At 28.5% G+C, this 18968-nt stretch carries 20 protein-coding genes; all 20 read right to left on the bottom strand.

The features are described from left to right. Positions 1–13: 13 nt before the first annotated feature. Positions 14–1441 (bottom strand): aminopeptidase, encoded by a 1428-nt coding sequence (locus BUB33_RS10265; RefSeq protein ID WP_072976176.1) that lies wholly within the window; start codon positions 1439–1441, stop codon positions 14–16. Between the two features lie 70 nt (positions 1442–1511). Next, positions 1512–1832 carry a hypothetical protein gene (locus BUB33_RS10260; protein WP_072976175.1) on the bottom strand — a complete coding sequence of 107 codons (321 nt, stop codon included), beginning with the start codon at positions 1830–1832 and terminating at the stop codon, positions 1512–1514. A 267-nt stretch (positions 1833–2099) separates the two neighbouring features. After that, positions 2100–2963 carry a phosphatidylserine decarboxylase gene (locus BUB33_RS10255; protein ID WP_072976174.1) on the bottom strand — a complete coding sequence of 288 codons (864 nt, stop codon included), beginning with the start codon at positions 2961–2963 and terminating at the stop codon, positions 2100–2102. A gap of 11 nt (positions 2964–2974) precedes the next feature. Next, positions 2975–3679: a CDP-alcohol phosphatidyltransferase family protein gene (locus BUB33_RS10250; protein ID WP_200778184.1), complete on the bottom strand. Its 705-nt coding sequence runs from the start codon at positions 3677–3679 to the stop codon at positions 2975–2977. Positions 3680–3898: 219 nt separating this feature from the next. Continuing rightward, entirely contained in the window at positions 3899–4198 is a 300-nt protein-coding gene (locus BUB33_RS10245) for a hypothetical protein (RefSeq protein WP_072976173.1), read from the bottom strand. Between the two features lie 314 nt (positions 4199–4512). Continuing rightward, positions 4513–5478, bottom strand: coding sequence for an SAM hydrolase/SAM-dependent halogenase family protein (locus BUB33_RS10240; protein WP_234950031.1), 966 nt, complete (start codon positions 5476–5478; stop codon positions 4513–4515). Between the two features lie 204 nt (positions 5479–5682). Further along, positions 5683–6036, bottom strand: coding sequence for a hypothetical protein (locus BUB33_RS10235; RefSeq protein ID WP_084725366.1), 354 nt, complete (start codon positions 6034–6036; stop codon positions 5683–5685). Between the two features lie 89 nt (positions 6037–6125). Then, positions 6126–6323, bottom strand: coding sequence for a YjfB family protein (locus BUB33_RS10230; RefSeq protein WP_072976172.1), 198 nt, complete (start codon positions 6321–6323; stop codon positions 6126–6128). Positions 6324–6388: 65 nt separating this feature from the next. After that, positions 6389–7987, bottom strand: a complete 1599-nt coding sequence (locus tag BUB33_RS10225; RefSeq protein ID WP_072976170.1) for a class I SAM-dependent methyltransferase — start codon at positions 7985–7987, stop codon at positions 6389–6391. Between the two features lie 25 nt (positions 7988–8012). Next, positions 8013–8534 (bottom strand): adenylyl-sulfate kinase, encoded by a 522-nt coding sequence (gene cysC, locus BUB33_RS10220; RefSeq protein WP_072976167.1) that lies wholly within the window; start codon positions 8532–8534, stop codon positions 8013–8015. A 22-nt stretch (positions 8535–8556) separates the two neighbouring features. Continuing rightward, positions 8557–10581 (bottom strand): sulfatase-like hydrolase/transferase, encoded by a 2025-nt coding sequence (locus BUB33_RS10215; protein ID WP_072976165.1) that lies wholly within the window; start codon positions 10579–10581, stop codon positions 8557–8559. 359 nt (positions 10582–10940) lie between these two features. Beyond that, positions 10941–11921 (bottom strand): hypothetical protein, encoded by a 981-nt coding sequence (locus BUB33_RS10210; RefSeq protein ID WP_072976162.1) that lies wholly within the window; start codon positions 11919–11921, stop codon positions 10941–10943. Next, positions 11918–12970, bottom strand: coding sequence for a pseudaminic acid synthase (gene pseI / locus BUB33_RS10205; protein ID WP_072976148.1), 1053 nt, complete (start codon positions 12968–12970; stop codon positions 11918–11920). The genes BUB33_RS10210 and pseI overlap by 4 nt, the downstream gene beginning before the upstream one ends. A 149-nt stretch (positions 12971–13119) precedes the next feature. Then, a complete protein-coding gene (locus BUB33_RS10200; protein WP_072976146.1) occupies positions 13120–13845 on the bottom strand; it encodes an SDR family oxidoreductase in 726 nt (241 codons plus the stop codon). Then, positions 13842–15083: an AMP-binding protein gene (locus BUB33_RS10195; protein WP_072976144.1), complete on the bottom strand. Its 1242-nt coding sequence runs from the start codon at positions 15081–15083 to the stop codon at positions 13842–13844. Before BUB33_RS10195 ends, BUB33_RS10200 begins: the two co-directional genes overlap by 4 nt. Before the next feature lies 1 nt (position 15084). Further along, positions 15085–15312: a phosphopantetheine-binding protein gene (locus BUB33_RS10190; protein WP_072976142.1), complete on the bottom strand. Its 228-nt coding sequence runs from the start codon at positions 15310–15312 to the stop codon at positions 15085–15087. A gap of 25 nt (positions 15313–15337) precedes the next feature. Then, a complete protein-coding gene (gene pseH, locus BUB33_RS10185) occupies positions 15338–15877 on the bottom strand; it encodes a UDP-4-amino-4,6-dideoxy-N-acetyl-beta-L-altrosamine N-acetyltransferase (RefSeq protein WP_072976140.1) in 540 nt (179 codons plus the stop codon). A 34-nt stretch (positions 15878–15911) separates the two neighbouring features. Continuing rightward, positions 15912–16655 carry a cytidylyltransferase domain-containing protein gene (locus tag BUB33_RS10180; protein WP_072976138.1) on the bottom strand — a complete coding sequence of 248 codons (744 nt, stop codon included), beginning with the start codon at positions 16653–16655 and terminating at the stop codon, positions 15912–15914. 9 nt (positions 16656–16664) lie between these two features. Beyond that, positions 16665–17855 (bottom strand): UDP-4-amino-4,6-dideoxy-N-acetyl-beta-L-altrosamine transaminase, encoded by a 1191-nt coding sequence (gene pseC, locus BUB33_RS10175; RefSeq protein ID WP_072976136.1) that lies wholly within the window; start codon positions 17853–17855, stop codon positions 16665–16667. Positions 17856–17876: 21 nt separating this feature from the next. Further along, positions 17877–18932 (bottom strand): UDP-N-acetylglucosamine 4,6-dehydratase (inverting), encoded by a 1056-nt coding sequence (pseB, locus tag BUB33_RS10170; RefSeq protein WP_072976134.1) that lies wholly within the window; start codon positions 18930–18932, stop codon positions 17877–17879. Between the last annotated feature and the right edge of the window lie 36 nt (positions 18933–18968).

Below are 18968 nucleotides of genomic sequence, written 5' to 3'. Positions count from 1 at the left end.
CTGTCCCTTTATTTCAATTTTTATAAAATACATTATATCCTTTATATGTCATATATACATCTGCCTTGCTTGCGATTTCATAGGGAGCGTGTACACTTAGTAGAGGTACTCCACAGTCTACTACTTCCATTCCATATTTTGCAAGGATATAGGCAATAGTTCCTCCGCCGCCTTGGTCAACCTTACCTAACTCTCCCATTTGCCATACTATATTGTTATCATTGAATATCTTTCTAATTTTACCTAGATATTCAGAGTTAGCATCATTACTTCCACCTTTTCCCCTAACACCAGTATATTTTACTAAGGTTATTCCATTACCTATGAAAGGTGAATTCTTTTTATCTAAAACTTCAGGATAGTTAGGATCAAATCCAGCCAATGTATCAGCTGAAAGCACACAAGAACTTGCTAATGCTCTTTTTACCATAAGCTCGGAATACTTTTCTTCTGTAAGATCTATTAATTCTGAAACCATATTTTCAAAGAACATTGATTCCATACTTGTATTTCCTACACTTCCTATTTCTTCCTTATCTACAAATAAAGAGACTGCTGTTTTGTTTGGAAGCTCTACATCTAATATTGCTTTTAAGGAAGTAAATACACAGACTCTATCATCTTGTCCATATCCTCCAACCATAGATCTATCTATACCTACATCTCTTGATTTACCTGCAGGAACTATTTCAAATTCTGCAGTAGTAAAATCTTCTTCTGTTATTCCATATTTTTCGTTAAGTATATTTAGTACATTTAATTTAACTCGTTCCTTTAATTCTCCATCTTTATATGGAATACTTCCAATTAAAACATTTAAGCCTTCTCCCGTAATTCCTTCATCCATTTTCTTTGCCATTTGATCTTTAGCTAAATGAGGAAGTAAATCTGTTATAAAAAACACTGGATCATTTTCGTCTTCCCCTATAACAATATTAATTTTTTCTCCATCTGACTTTACTACAACTCCATGTAAAGCTAGTGGTAATGTTACCCATTGATATTTTTTAATGCCGCCATAATAATGGGTTTTAAATAATGCAAAATCTGATTCCTCATAAAGTGGGAATTGTTTTAAATCTATTCTTGGAGCATCTAAATGTGAACCAATTATATTCATTCCTTTTTCAAGCTTTTCTTTTCCTAATACAAATAATGCAACAGCCTTATCTTTATTATTTGCATAAATTTTCATTCCAGGAGTTGGTTTGATACCTTTTTCTCTTATTTCATCTATTGATATATATCCTTTTTCTTTTGCTATTTTAATGATTTCCATTGCCCCTTCTCTTTCCGTCTTGCTTTTATCCAAGAAGGTTTTGTATTCTTCATTTATAGCAAAAGCCTTTTCCTTTTCAACTTTATCTAGGATATCCCAGACATTTCTCCATTTGTGAGTTAGTTTTTCTTGCAACTTTTTTCCATCTGATTTATTAGACATTTTAATCCTCCCATTATTTATATTTTAAAATAATTTTAATCTTAATATTGGGCATCTATATTACTTAACTTTATTCCAAATCTCTACTTATATGGAATTTGCTCTTAGTACCTACTATTTTACCAACGGCTTCAGAAAGCTTTTCATTATCTATTTTTTTCAATTTATTTTCTACATAAGAAACATAACCTTCCTCTACTAGACAGTTAATACTTTTTAATGTAACTCCAGTTTCTGTTATAATATCTAAAATAGTAGCATCAGGATATTTCCTAACATAATCTATTATTAAATCATGTTCTTTTTCAGTTTTCTCAAGACAATCTTCACAATAAGATTTGCCATTTTTCTTAAACATCTTACCACATCTTTTACATATTTCATATGCCATAAAAAACACCTCAGCTAAATTATACCATATAATGAAAAACAAGGATACTAACTTGTTGAATTACTTTTATTAGACTAAAATATATTTTCATGAAAAGTAAAAAAAGAAATGAAACTCAAGGATATTTCTATCCTCTTATTTTATTTCTTTTTTGTTAACTTAATAGTCCAACCTGCACCTGAGCTTACTTTATACTGTGTTATAAAGTTTTCATATTTATATATGCTTATTAAATAAAGTATCAGCTTTTTCTTTTGAATAAGAAAATTAAGCCTTTTTTCCTATTCTCTCTCCCATTTTCACTACCGTTTCTATTTCATTTTTGGAGTTCTCTAATATATCTTCATCTATAGTAACTCTTCCTTGCTCCACACAAACAACAATTGTTGAACCTCCAAATTCAAATCTGCCTTTCTCTTGACCACGCTTAACTTTAGATTGTTCATGGTAATTTACAATTTTTCCCACAAGTAATGCTCCTACTTCCATAATAAGTAATTCTCCAAAATTGTTACTTTTCAAAATAGAAAACTCTCGAGTATTCTCTTTGTAAATGGGAAACATCTCATTAGCAATAGGATTTACTGTATGAAATACACCTCTAATATGATGATTTTCACTCTTGATTCCATCATCTATATAACAAAATCTATGATAATCATCTACTGTTAACCGAAACAATAAAAGCAAACCACCTTCATATCTATCAGCGAGCTTCTTATTTCTTAATAAGCTTTCAATTGTATAAGAAGTATTCTTTATAACAAAACAACTATTTTTATCAATACTATATACACTGAGTTTACCGTCACATGGTGCTATAAAATGCTCTGGTTCTTGATCAATTTTTCTTATATCTGCCTTTATTTTTCTGATAAAAAAATCATTATATGAGGAATATTTCTCTACTTCATAATCTGACATATTAATCTTATTTTTTTTGATAAATGGTTTAATCAATATTTTGGAAGCTGGATGATTAAGTACCTTTCCCATCATTATTGAAAATTTTGGTTTAATAAGCTGTACTAAAATCATTCTTCCTATTTTACTGTTATATAAAAATCTTAGTACTCTATCTTGAGATTTATTTTGTTTTATTATTATACCATTGCGATTTACGCATTTCATCAGCTCTACCTCTACTTTAATATTTGCTCTATTAGGGGCTCCTCCTTAATAAATCTATGCTTTATATGGTATTCTGAAAAAAGAAGTATATTAATTACAGCACAGGCAACTATTATAACCATTAAAGCAAATTGCTTGTTTGTTGGCTTTTTAAGTTTAAAATTTGTAATAAACAAAGTTCCAACTATACAAAGAGTCACCATTAAAACATATTTAATTGTTCCTTGAGGCATTAAAAAGTCAAGAAGAAATACCATAGGCAATATTATTGAAATTGATGTAACAGGAAGACCAAAATAAAACTTATTAGCTCCTTCTTCCTGCTGTTGTCGATTAGTTTCAAGAACATTAAAAAAACCTAATCTAATAACGGCAGCAACACAATAATAAGCGATGATAATTCCACCTAAAACACCTTGGACACCAAGCACATAGCTTATCATTCCTGGAAAAACACCAAAACAAACAACATCACTTAATGAATCAATTTGAATTCCAAACAATTTCTGATCAGAGGTTCGATCCTTCTTAGTTCTAGCAACCTTTCCATCAAACATATCACATAGTCCTGATATGGCAAGACATAATATAGCAGTTCTAAATCTACCATCAATGACTTGGGTCATTCCAAAAATAGAACTCATCAAACCTATGTATGTTAATATAACCGTATAATCATAAAACCCTATCATTTCATCTCTTCTTTCATAATCCATAAGGTAACTACCTCAAAATAAACAAGGTAATTATCTTATTATAATTTTAAAAATCAATTATTAAACAATATCTTATTATGATACCATCTTGTCCTAATTTTTTCAAGTGTTTATTGAAATGATGATAGTGAGTTATTAGATAGGCAAATTTATGAAATGTTTTCTTTTTTAGTTTATCTATGTTTAAATATTTTTAATATCTTATTGACTAAGACATCTTTAAATTGTTGCTATTATATTATTAAAATCTTTCATTATATTTTTGATTTTTTCTTCTCCTATTTCCAATATACTTTTCCCCATTTCCAAATAATATTTATTGAGAAATTCATCTATTCTTTCCTTAAAACTTCCATCTACCTTATTATAAAAGTTACCTAGTACAATAGCTATGGCAATAAAGGGATTTTTTTCTATAAAATTAGCATCTGCTATGCCACCAAGCTCGTATTCTTTACAGTTAAATATAGCCCTTACTGTTACCTCTATTTGAAAAGCATAATCATAAGGTTTAAACATAGAATCACTCTCCAATTCCTTCTTTATTTTTAATTATCTTCTTTTCTTACTTATATTCCTATATTTATTATTTATCCTTTTCCTGCTTTTTATATCTGATATAGTTTATTATCTTGAAATTCTTTATAATTAAATGAATTTAAATGAATTTAAATCAATTATATCTTTTATTTTACCACAATATTTGAACTTTGAAATTATCTTTCAATCAAAATCAATATGTCATACTTCAAAAAATTGTTTTAAATATATTTATATTCCATACATAAATATAAACCCCTTCCTTTTTTGATAAAAAAGAAAGGGGTTAGTTGTTATTTTATTTTTGTTAGCTTAATAGTCCAATCTGCACCTGAACTTACTTTATATTGTGCTGCAAAATTACCCATATTTATAGCAGTGGAAACATTTAATAAACTATTATAATAAATCATAGGTTTGCCTTCATCTACATCTCCAAAACTTTCAACAAATGGCATATTGCCTTGATATACTAATTTATCTCCATTAAATATCTCAACTTTAAACATATCTCCAAACTTTGGTTCTAACTTCTCAAATAACTCATCGGAAATATTTGACCAAATATTTCCATATTGAATATCTAATACTGGAATATTACCCATTACAGCATTATCTTTAATAGTTGCTTCTTGATAAGGTATAGTAACTATTTTACTTTCAAGTTTTGGTCCTACATCTTCAAATTTAAGCTGTCCTGATGCAAGTCTTGCCCCTACATAAGCAAAAATATCTCTTCCATGAAATGTATAGGATTTTTCTGAGCCTTTAAGTCTATTTTTAGTTTCATCTATTCTTCTTACTTCCTCAATGCCCATGTCCTCTGCAACTAATCCAAATAGTCCATTATCTGGCCCTACAAAATAATATCCCTCTTTAGTTTTTAATACTATGGAAGCTCTTTCTGTACCAACACCTGGATCTACAACTCCAACAAATACTGTACCCTTTGGCCAATAACTGCAGGTTTGTTTAAATCTATAAGCTCCTTCCCAGATATCATAACTTGGTATATCATGAGTTAAATCAAACATTTTAAGTTCAGGACTAACTCCAAAAGAAACACCTTTCATAGCAGAAACTGCTCCATCTTTAAGACCAAAATCCGTTAAAAATACTAATGCAGATTTTTTAGAATCAACATTAGAAGATGCTTCAACTTCATTTCCAAAGGAAAAACTAATAGCTGAAAAGGCCAATACAAAAGCAATAAATAAACTTGTTAATTTAGTAAATCTGTACATTTTTGATTTTAACATAAAAATTCCTCCTTGTACTTATTTCAATATTCTTCCAGTCCATTATATCATATAATTCATATTCATTCTCAATCTTTTTAGTTCTAAACTGTACTAAATATCCCAACCTCAGTTTAAAACTCATCGTATGCGATTAAAATAAAAGTTTCTCAATAACTACTATATGTTAAAAAAAAAGGACATTTCTGTCCTCTATCTAAATTTCTACTTAACCCTTCTCAAAATTATTTCTTCATGCTTAGATACTTCTTTTTCAATTCTATCTAATTTATCGGCGTTTTGCTTATAGCCATCAAATAATGCTGTTATTTTAGGCATGAGATCATGTTCGATTTTTGTATTTATTTTTGTTACATCTGTCTTTAGACTTCCTACATCCGTCTTTAAGCTTCCTACATCTGTCTTTAAGCTTCCTACATCTGTCTTTAAGCTTCCTACATCTGCCTTTAGACTTCCCACATCGCCTTTTAGATCTTTAATATCTTCTTCCATGTTATCAAATCTTTTACTAAATTCAATATACATCTTTTCCATTAAATCAAATACTTTCTCATCCAACAGCATCGCCTCCTTTTTTAGATATTATAACATAATCTTCATAATTTATGACAAAAATATTGTCTTTTATATTAATGTTCTATAATAGATTATAATTTAATATCTATAGTTTTTCCTAAATGAGGATTAATGGACTGCTCCATTATTTTTGTATTCAATTCTAACATTTTAGTTAAATCTAAAGCTTGTAATTCTACCGTATTCATCGCCAGTTTCATGACTGAAACACTAGATTGTTGGGCTACATTCATTTGATTAAGATCCATTGATAATGCTCCTATGTCCATGATATTGAACCTCCTTTATGATAGTTTCCTATTCTTACGAATATATTACTTTTACTTAATTAAGTTTAGCTTTTTGCAACAATAATTCTAGCTAAAAATGGATCTTCATCTTTATAAATAGAGAATCCCGTACCTTTCTGAAATAATAGTATTTTACTAATATTACATATTTCCTTTAATTGTCGAAGTAAGTCCTCCTCATCTATAAACCTTCTGTAGTGGTTAGAATATATTTTTTGCCTTTCTTCATCTTCCTTAGTTCTAAACTCAGCAACAAAGATATCTCCCTTATCAACATGGCTTGATATCGCCTCTAAAAATGTTCTCTGATTACTCTCATCTATTGAATGCAAGAAAAATCTTGAGTAATACATTATGTTTTTTTGTTTTTGTTTAGCTTGCTCTTTTGCTTTTTTAAATATTTCCGACATTAATATTTTATCTGATATATCAGCTTTTTGAAAGGTTATATTTTTATACCTCTCTTCTTTTATCAATGAATTTGCAAATAAAATTGCTTGTTCTGACCTATCCAATCCTATAACTTCATGTCCCTGTTGCACAAATTCAAAAGAGTCTCTAGCCGATCCACATCCAATATCTAAAATCAAATATTTTTCTTTAATAAAATCATTTATAAAAGAGCAGAATGAAGAAGGTTTTTGTAGCTTTGAATCTAAATAATATTGCTCCCAATATATTTCATTCATATCACTATCTTCCAAAAACCCAATGCTTTTATTTAGTGTTTTCCACTCAAATCCAAAGTCTGGTATCTCCCATCTTTCTCCATATATTTGTTTCAAAACATCTTTATAGCTTTTAGGTATTAAAACATTACTTCCTTGTATAGTTCTCGTTTCTATTTCAAATTTATTTTTCTTACTAATAATTTCTTTACCTATATAGTTGAAAGAAAGCAAAAATTCTAAGTTATCGTTAAACCAAGAGCAATAAATATTAATACTAGCATCTGATTTTGTATTACTTACTTGAATATGTGACTTAAAAATTTTTAACTGATATCCTTTCTTTATTAATAACTTTGATATTATTTTAAATTCCTCAACTACTTTATCTTTATTATTTTCCTTAGATAAATATGCACAATCAAAGTTTCCATCATTAGAAATAAAGTTTTTCTCTCTAACAATCCCCAATAAAGTTCCATAACATGCATACAGATCATATGATAAATCATTATTAAATATATCCCTTAGCTCATCATATAGCTTGATAATCTCTTTCCTTAACTCTTCGTTTTCTTTCAAAGATAGTTTTAACTCCCCATTTATATCGAAAACATAACCTTCATTTAATCTCTCTAATAATTTATCAATACTAGAATTACCAGTAGTATCACATTTATAACTCAATCCATATTTATAAATTGGTAAGATATCATCATAAACTGAGATTGTAATCTCATCATTCTTGTTTAAATAATCAAATAAATCCTTTATTAAGAATTTAAAGCCACAATGATTACTGATTATACTCTCGTGTTCAATTTTTCTTACAGCAAAAGTTATTGCTACGGTTTCACCATTTACTTTTAATTCAACCTTTGGAGCTTCTATTATCCCCTTCCTATCATCATTAACAATTACCCACCCTGCAATGGATTCATTAGTTATTTGCTCTACAATCCCTTTAATTTTCATTAGCATTGCCTCCACTTTATTATAATTAGATATTTGACTGTTTTAAATAATTTATTATCTTTAAATAGGACTCATCAATGCTTTCTTCTTTTGTATTTACTTCTATGTTACTATTCTCTGGAAATTCATATTCTTCATCAATTCCAATAACATGCTTTTCTCTCCCAGTTAAAGCTTTCATATAAAGTCCTTTAGGATCCCTTTTTATGCATTCTTCTATTGGACAATTAACATTTATCTCAATATAGTTTTCAATTCTTTCTCTATTTTTCCTTCTAATTTCTTCATATGGAGATATGGCTGCAATCACAACATTTATACCATTATTGTTTAATAACCTTGCCATTGCCCTATATATATTTGCTGCCTTTATTCTTTCTTCTCTAGTGTATCCAAACATTCCACCTATTTCTTCTCTCATAATATCTCCATCTATCAACTGTACCTTTTTCCCACTATCAACCATATACCTTACTATTTTTTCTGCCAATGTACTCTTTCCAGACGCACTTAATCCAACTAGCCAAATTGTATTTCCTATTCTCATGGTGCCTTATCTCCTTAATCTACTAAATTTTCAAAAATGCTGAAATATGAGAAATTATTATGTCAAAATATTTAGCCACTTTTTCAGTATTTTTATTTATTTCATTTTCTTTTGTCAAGTTATTCTCTAATATAATATGAAAATCTCCTAATACAAATCTGCCATCCTGCTCTACATTACCTTCTGATTCAAATACTAGCGTATGCTCCAAATCCCTAATAATAGCCTTATATGTTTTTCCTGGATATATAGATTCAGAATAAACATATTGTTTTCCTTTACCACCTAAAACCATTGGAACTCTTCCATCAAATTCACTAAAATCAAATTCAATAGAAGTTTTATCTAAAATAGTAGGTAGAATATCCACATTTTCCATTAATTCATCAGATATAGTGGAAGGAATACTTCTTCCCCTAATCATAAAAGGTACTCTCGTCCTAGCATCTCTTAAAATATGATTTCCTTCATCTATGTAAGATTGTCCATGATCTGAAAATAACGATACTAAGATTTCATCATTTGTATACTTGTTTTCAATAAAGTCATAAATTATTTTAAGATAATAGTCTATTCTATTTATTTCATTAACATATCTTTCTATTTTCTTTTCATCATAATCTTTTACCACTGATTTCTTCTCATCTCTATTAATTCTCTTAGAATCTATACTATTTGAAATTTGATTGCTAAAGTTTGGTGTTATATTATCCTCAACATTATGCAATTCAAACAGTGTCAGCCAAATAAAATGATCTCTTTCTTCAAATGCTCTCATTTGTTCTAAAAAAGAAAAAATAATTTCTTCTGCCTTAGACCCCATTGTAGCTGATTGATAAATCATTCTATCAAAACCTTTTGTATATCCGTAAGAGGGTGCCTTTCTCCAATTTCCACAAGATTGGAATGTAAAATAGTTATCTTCTTTAAAATAATTCCCCATTGATTTACAACTATCACTTATAGTATGCAATAGTTCTGGATGAAAAATTTTATGATTAGCTTGATATTTTCCTGTAAATATAGTAGGTACACTAGCTAATGTCCATTCCGCATTACTGTAGCAATTATTGAATATTGTTCCTTGCTTAAAGAAATTATAAGTATTTGGCATAAGCCTTTCTAGTGAATATTTATCTATTAATTTCTGAGATAAGCCATCTATAAATAAATTCAATATCAATTTTACATCATGTTGCTTATATTGATTTAAATCTAAAGCTTCACCTATTATAAACTTATTACTACTTTTAATCTTAACCGTTCCTTCACTTCTAATAGGTATATAATAAAATCTATTAGGAGTAAAATCATTGAACTTATATTCCTTGTCGTCTAATATTATAGTTATTGAAGTATCTTTTTCTAAAATAGCTAATGGTAAAACTGATTTGTTTAGATTGCCTAAAATAAATTCTCCACTTTCGTATATTTTTCCCCTCAATGTCTCTGTCTTATACAAGTTCCATAATTGAATAGGATAACTCTCTATTATCTCATCATAATACAAGGGAATATACCCCTCCCCATTTTTATCTTCAAATAATGGCTTTCCAATCCAAGTATCATCATTGGTTTTTAATGGAAATAACTTGTAATTAGGTTGATTAATTTTGGATAAATCAACCCTTTCATCTATCTTTTTAATCCCATTTATTGCGTCCTGTATAATTGTTTCTTCCTCTTTAGTAGTTGCTGCTGATTTTGCAATAATAAAAGCATTAGCTGCTTCCTGATATTTTCCCTTTTCTTGACATATAAATCCTAAGTTATAATTTAAGTCAAAGTTAAAAGGCACCTTATTTAATCCATCTAATACATGTTGTTCTGCTCTATCCATTTCACCTTTTATCATTAACATTACAGTTTCAATAGATATAATTTCTATATCTTCAGGAAAAAGTACTTTATATTCAGCTATTTTTGCTTCTGCATTAACAAAATCCCCTTTTTCAACAAGGTTTCTTATTATCTTTTTTAAGTATTGTGCTTTTTCTATTTTATTAGAAAATATATCCTTGATACTTGATATATTGTTTGAGTTCATTATCTACACCTCTTTATTTTAAAACTTCTTCTTTATTCTAATAACGTCTAAATATCCAATACGATTATTTAGCTTATTATATCAGTATCATTAATTTTAAGTATTTATTCACCTTTATCTAAGGTCGAATATATATTTGATAAATATATATTCTTAATTGATATGACTACTAGTACTCTCTAAAATTTTGAATCATTAACAAATTTAGATTGTCTTATAAAATGTTCAGTTTTGTATCTATTTGCTACATAATCTATAGTTAAAAAACATTTATCCTAAAATACCAATAAACTAACTATTATTCATGATTTTTCAACTAATATCATCAACGAATATATTGCTTTTCTACTATACACTCATTATTTATAGATCTCTGATATTAATATCTTAGCAACTGTTTTTGCTCCATTATTATTTAATAAATTAATTATTTTATCCTTGGTATTGTTCTGATTATCTTGACATTGTATAATCATTTCAGTTAATCTAGAATAATCAATATTTGGATATTTCCCTAAATATTTAATTCCAATATCACTTAATTCTTTGCATACTAAATCTTGATTATCAGCCATACTAAAGATAATAGGTATAGTTTGTTGTGATAATACTTCATATATAGTACTTCCTCCTGCCGTAATCACAACTTTAGAGTCATCTATATATTTTTTCAAACTACTTGGTTTATATATTAATTTCATATTATTAGTCTTTATAGTCTCAATTTCTTTAATATAATCTTCTTTATATCCTGGACCAATAATCACCCTTATATTTATATTTAACTCTTTTATTTCCCGTACTATGTCTAATGCAATTCCATATTCATCAGTTCCACCTGTTGTAATCAAAACTCCATCTTTAGAAGATAAATTAACATCATCACTCCAATACTCTTCCTTCATTATTAAATATTTGGAGCCTAATAACTTTATTTGCCCTTCTACATATTTATAACCTAACCTCTCGGCATATATATTACCATTGTAGATAATATTTGGTATAGATGAGTCATATATATCATTATTATCATCTATAATCATTAATTTAGATATTTCTTTAATATTTTTTAGGTATCCATTATCTGCCAAATATGAATCGTTTATAAAAAGGTCTACCTTTAAACTCCTAACTATCTTTATATCTTCTCTTAAATCATTGTTAATAATGATTTTAAAATCAGTATTATGGGTTAAACTAGCTAGTTCATCATTAATTAGAAATATAATATCTATATTACTATCTATTAACCTAATAGCTTTGCCCAAAGAAATACATCTAAAATAATGTCCATATCCGATCCCATTTCCACCTAATGTCCTAATTACTATTCTTTTCATTCTATTAAACTCCAATTAATGGGAGTTCCTTTTAAGATATCTTTTCTAGCCCTTTTACCTAATATGTCTTTAATATATTTAGTTGGCAATCCAAATCCTGGCCTAATGCTTTTAATATTCTCTTCTGTAAATATTTCTCCCTTTTTAATATCTTTGACGATAAATAATGACCTAGAATGTTCCCTACTTTTCTTTTGACTATCTGTTAATTCATAAGTAATGTATCCAAGAGCTTTTTCTAATTCTCTAATCCTAGTTACCATTTCCTTAAATTCATCAGGTTCCATGGAAAAACTGGCATCTGGTCCTCCATCAGCTCTATTTAAGGTAATATGTTTTTCAACTATTTTAGCCCCAAGGGCAACTGCTCCTAATGCAACTGTATGTCCTAATGTATGATCTGAAAGGCCTACTACTGTACCAAATGTATCTTCCATATTTGGGATTACTCTTAAATTAATATCTTCTAATGCAGATGGATATGCTGAAGTACACTTAAGTAAAGCTACTTGATTATTTCCCATCCTTATACATGCATTCAATGCTTCCTCTATATCTGATAATGTAGCAATCCCAGTAGAAATTATAATTGGCTTTCTCTTAGAAGCAATATATTCTATAAGTGGAATATCTGTTATTTCAAATGACGCAATCTTATACGCTGGAACATCCATCTTTTCTAAAAAATCTACTGCAGTAGTATCAAAAGGAGATGAGAAAAACATAAGTCCTTCTTGTTCAGCAATTGTCTTTAACTTAGGTTGCCACTCCCAAGGTGTAAATGCTTCTTGATATAGTTTGTATAAAGTAGTACCATCCCAAATAGTACCTTGATTTACTTTGAAATATTCTCTATCACAATCTAAAGTTATAGTATCTGGAGTATATGTCTGGAGTTTTATAGCGTCTGCACCAGCCTTCTTAGCTTCTTTAATTATTTTAACAGCGTTATCAAAACTTTGTAAATGATTGGCTGATACTTCTGCTATTATAAAAGTTGGAGAATTTTCATCTATTATTTTATTTGATATCTTTAATTTTTTTTGCATTTATTTCACCTCACTCATCATTGTTTCTAAAAAGTTTCCCACTATATTTTATAAAAAATATAATTAATTTCCCAAAGATAGGTTTCAATTCTTTTAATTATATAATTTTTCTATGAAACAACATAATTTTTTCGTTTTCTTAATTTGTTTTATATCGTTCCATTATCAACATGTATAACTTGTCCTGTTATAGACCTTGATTCTTTAGATAATAAAAATTTGACGGTTGAAGCAACTGATATGGCATCTGTTTCTTTCTTCAGTGAATTTCTTTTATAAATTCGTTCTTTTTGTTCCTCTGATAATGAAGAACTCATACTTGATTCCATAAATCCTGGTGCAATACAGTTTGATCTAATACCTCTTTTTCCCCATTCTCTTGCAATAGTCCTTGAAAATGATTCGATTGCTCCTTTAGTGGCTGCATACATGCTCAACCCCTTATATCCCGTATGTGCACAAATTGAAGATATATGAACTATTGACCCTTCTGTATCATTCAACAACATATTTCTAATAACATATTTAGTTAGCACCATTGGTGATGTTACATTTATAGTTAGCATTTTTTCAACATTTTCAATTTTAGCATTAGTTATAATATCATCATAGGCATAAGCAGAATTATTAACCAACCCATAAATTTTTCCAACCCCTTGTATTTCCTTTTTAAATAAAGATTTTATTTCTCTAGAATTAGAAAGGTCATAATCTATATGAAAATACCTGTTATCATACCTATTTTTAAAATCATTTGTTATTTGATTTTCAGATCTGCTAATTCCTATAACTCCATAATCTTTTTCCTCAAGGATCCTACTTGCTATACTACTTCCTAGCATACCCGTATCACCAGTCAATATTATCCACTTCATCTACGCACCTTCTTTCCAGTTCTAGTTTTATCTATTTCTTTTACAAATTTAATTATTCTTGGAATTTTCCATTTTTGTAATTTAACATTTAAATTGTTAATAATTATAGTTTCTAGTTCATTTTCATCAACATCTGATGATTTTACAATTTCTGCTACAATTACATTACCTATAAGCTTATTTTGTCTGCTAGTAATCAGAACATCTATGATACCTTCTATTTTTTTTATCTCTTCTTCTACTTCATTAGGATTAACTTTATATCCTCCAACATTTATCATCTCTGTATTTCGCGAAATAATCTTAAACTTATTTTCATCAACTAACTCTACTATATCTCCAGTATGATACCATCCATCTTTAATCAAAAGTTCTTCTGAACTACCAAGAAGTTTTTCATTTATTAAAAGTTCACCTTTTGCATCTATTTTTATATATTCTGAAAAACTCTTATCAATTACAAAATAATCACTATCACTTGAAAAAATCGAACCTGCCTCTGTTGATGCGTAAATATTTCTTATTTTAGCATTTGGAAAAATATCCTTTAATTTGTCTACTAAGTTTTTATCAAATCTTTCTCCACCAAGAGTAACATATCTAACACTCTGTATTGCATCATTAAAATTAAATATATTGGTTCTATAAAAGGTTGGTGTTGCAGATATATTAGTAACATTATTATCTATTAATGTTTTACATAACTCCCTCTGTATATTATCAAAAATATATATAATAGTATTCATATTAAGCAGTGCTTGAAAAAAAACTTGCATACCTGCAAAATGTGTAGGATTATAACAAAATGCCCAAACATTATCACTGAATTTATTTGAGATCTTAACTGTTCTAATAAGCGTTGATAATTGATGTGTTATTTTCTTAGGCCTACCTGTTGTTCCCGATGTGTACATAGTAATTTGCCAATTCAATTTATTTTCTTCTATAATTTTTAATAAATGTTCGTAGCTTTTTACTTTTTTATTTCTATTGCTAATCTTAATTGCTAGGTCATTTGAGCTTATACCCATAGTTACTAATTCATTCGCTGATAAATCCATGTCTAATAATTCTATACTTTCTCCAATTACTAAGCTAGAAATAATATCCACAAATATCTTATATACATTTCTTTCATAGATATATTTATTAAACTCACCATTTAAATTTATATCATTTATCAAATCGTTATATGTCTTTCTTATGTTTCGCCTTTCATCAATAAAGAAATATTCCATATTATTCTCTCCTAATAATATCTACTATTTCTCCAATAGTATTTATAATTCCATACTCAAAAATATCAACATCAAATTCATCCTCTAGTCTAACTGTCAATTCAGCTAAATCTAGTGAATCCAAATGCAAATCATCTCTAAGGGATAGTTTATAGTTCATTTCTTGTAAAGTTTCTTTTCCATTTTTATCAAGTACATAATTCAGTATTTCCATTACCTTTTCTTGCATTCTTTCCACTCCTTAAATCTTATCTTTATATTTCAAAATAAGCCTCATACTTATCATATCTTTTATTTGCTTTTTTCCAATCTTCTTTAGTTAACTCCAATAAATATAAATCATAAAACTTGTCATTTTTATAAATATGTTTTTTAAATACACCCACTTTCCTGTAACCATGAAGCAGATTTAATTTCATTACATTTTCGTTCCCTTCTAAAACCTCTGCGTTTATTTTATTTAAGCAAAGGGTTCCAAAAACATAATTATATAAATAATGTGGAATAATACCACCATATATTCGATATTCTTCTTCTCCTATATAATATCCCCATCTAGTATGTTTATTTTTGTAATCAATATCATTTAAACTTATTAATCCTATTTGCACACTATTATAACAAATAATCCAATATTTTTCAGAAGGGTTATTTGTTATCTGATTAAACCATTTTATTTGCTTATCTAAATCATATTCAATATCAGTAATCATGTATCTGGTAACATCTTCCTTAGTCCTCCAATTAAGAACCTTCTCTAAATGTTCTTCTCTCAATTTAATAAATTCAAACATATTCCTACCTCATTTTTCTATATTATATATAGTATTATTCTGCATTCTTTAATTCCTTTTGCTTAATATGAGCATTTATGTTAAATAATTCTGGCTTTCTTTGAAATAACTCTATAATATCTTTAAGAAAAAAATCATGAGAACCTTTATATAATTCATCATAAATTTTGCATATTAATTCAAAGTCTTCTTTTGTATCTAATGTCCATCTATGTTTTGAATAATCTATATTATTTTTATAATAAAATATATTATCATTATTTTCGTAGATAAATGGTGTCACATGCTCTCTTTGATACTTTTCATCAGCATTAGTAAAAGCAATTTCTAATTGATCAAATGAAAATATCTCTACATCCAATCCTCTTGGGAATGTTCTCTTGCTTAAGTCAGAACTTGCATTTACTACCATTGCATATTCATGCTCTTTATAGAATTTAATAACTTCATCAACTATCTTTGGATCTATTAAAGGACAATCTGATGTTATTCTTGCAACTATATCTGCTTCATTTTCTTTAGCTGCATAGTAATACCTTGAAAGTACATCTTCTTCAGATCCCCTAAAGAATTTAACTCCTAATCTATTTACTTCATCTACTATCTGATTGTCATTTTCTTTAATAGTTGTTGCGATTACTATTTCGTCTACTTCTTTCGATTGTTTTATTCTAGCTATTACATGATCTAATACAGTTTTACCTCCAATCTTCATCATGACCTTTCCTGGAAGTCTTGCTGAACCCATTCTAGCTTGTATTATTGCTATTGTTTTCATACTTACACTCTACTTTCTATAATAGTTAATAATTTTATAAAATCCGTTTATTACATCTTCCATGTCCCTATCTGTCATTGCTGGAAATAATGGTACTGTTAGTATTGAATTATATAATTCTTCTCCTTTAGGACATAATCCCTTTTTATATCCTAACTTCTGATAATATGGATGCCAATAAACTGGTATATAATGTACATGCACTCCGATGTTCTCTGCTATCAAACCATTAAATATTTCTTTTCTATCCACCTTAAGTTTATCTAAATCAAGTTTTAACACATATAGATGATTTACAGTATCTGAAAAATCCTGATTTCTTTGAAGAATCACTCCATCAAGTTCTCTAAATGCTTCATTATACCTATCTACAATCTTTTTTCTCCTTTCAATAAACCAATCTATCTTTTTCATTTGGCTTATTCCTAAGGCTGCTTGAAAATCTGTCATTCTATAATTAAAACCAAGGTCTAATTGTTCATAATACCAATTACCACTATCTTTATTTGCAAGTTGAGCAATATCCCTAGTAATGCCATGAGATCTAAAGCTGACTAATTTCCTATAATATTCTTCATTGTTGGTAGTGATAATACCACCTTCACCAGTTGTGATAGTCTTTACTGGATGAAAGCTAAACATTGTCATATCAGCAATAGAGCCTACTCTCATCCCCTTATATTTAGTTCCTAAAGAATGTGCACCATCTTCTATAATTGCTATCTCTTTACCTTTTACTAAATCTTTGATTGCATCTATATCTACTGCTTGCCCTGTATAATCTACTGGAATTATTGCTTTTGTTTTATTAGTAATCTTTCTTGCAATTTCATTTACATCTATATTGAATGTATGTGAATCAATATCTCCGAATATAGGAGTTCCCCCCATATATAACACACAGTTTGCTGATGCTGCAAAAGTAATAGGAGTAGTAATCACTTCATCTCCTTCATCAATGCCAGCAGCATAGCAAGCTCCATGCAATGCTGCTGTACCATTCGAAAATGCTACTGCATATTTAGCACCTACATAATTAGCTATTATATCTTCAAATTCCTTCACTTTAGGCCCCGTTGTTAAAAAATCAGATTTCAACACTTCATTTACAGCAAGACAATCTTCATCATTTACATATTGTTTTGCATATGGTAATGGCTTATTTCTAATAGGTGTCCCACCTAATATTGCTGGTTTCATATTATCATCCCCCCCTCTTTGCTATTCTTTAGTCATAGCTACTTCTTTAGTATAATCATATATAAATGGCATCATATTTAATTGAGCTAATAATTCTTTCAATTCTTTAATATCTAACCATTTTTCATTAGATCCTGAATTATATTCAAATCCATCTTCTATAGGTTGTCCACCTTCTGTAAAAAAGCGTTCAGAATTCCACCAATCAAAATGTGGATATACTATATAATGATTTTTGTATTCATAAGTCATTCTTGAATCATCTTTAGTTACCATTACTTCATGTAATTTTTCACCTTCTCGAATACCTACCTCTTTTAATTTACAATCAGGTAACATTGCTTTAGCCAAATCAGTTATCTTAAACGATGGTATCTTTGATATATAAGTTTCTCCACCCTTTGATTCTCCCAAGGCTTTAAATACTAATTCAACTCCTTCCTCCAAAGTAATCCAAAATCGTGTCATTCTAAAGTCTGTTATTGGAAGCTCTTTTTCTCCCTTCTCGATTAATTCCTTAAAAAAGGGTATAACAGAACCTCTACTACCAGCTACATTCCCATATCTAACTACTGAAAAAATTGTACCCTTCCCTCCAGAATATGCATTTGCTGATATAAATAACTTATCTGATACCAATTTTGTCCCACCATATAGATTAATAGGATTTACAGCCTTATCTGTTGATAAAGCCACTACCTTTTTAACCCCGCAATCCAAGGCAGCATCAACAATGTTTTGTGCTCCATTGATATTTGTCTTTATAGCTTCAAAAGGATTATATTCACAAGCAGGAACCTGCTTCATTGCTGCCGCATGTATTACATAATTAACTCCTTTAAGTGCTCTATATAACCTATCTTTATCTCTTACATCACCAATAAAAAATCTTAACTTTGAAAATTGTTCTTTGGTCAATTTAGATGAAAATTTTCTTTTAACCATATCCTGTTTAAATTCATCTCTTGAATAAACAATAACCCTAGAAGGGCTATACCTATCAAATATCATTTCTATAAATTTCTGACCAAAAGAACCTGTACCACCCGTTATTAAAATAGATTTGTTATTTAACATATTTATACCTTCTTCTTATTATTTATTTAGTATGTT

This window comes from Tissierella praeacuta DSM 18095, assembly GCF_900128955.1.
In the GTDB taxonomy this organism is placed as follows: Bacteria; Bacillota; Clostridia; order Tissierellales; family Tissierellaceae; genus Tissierella; species Tissierella praeacuta.
The sequence above is the reverse complement of the archived record's forward strand: the minus strand, read 5'-3'. Positions and strand labels throughout refer to the sequence as shown.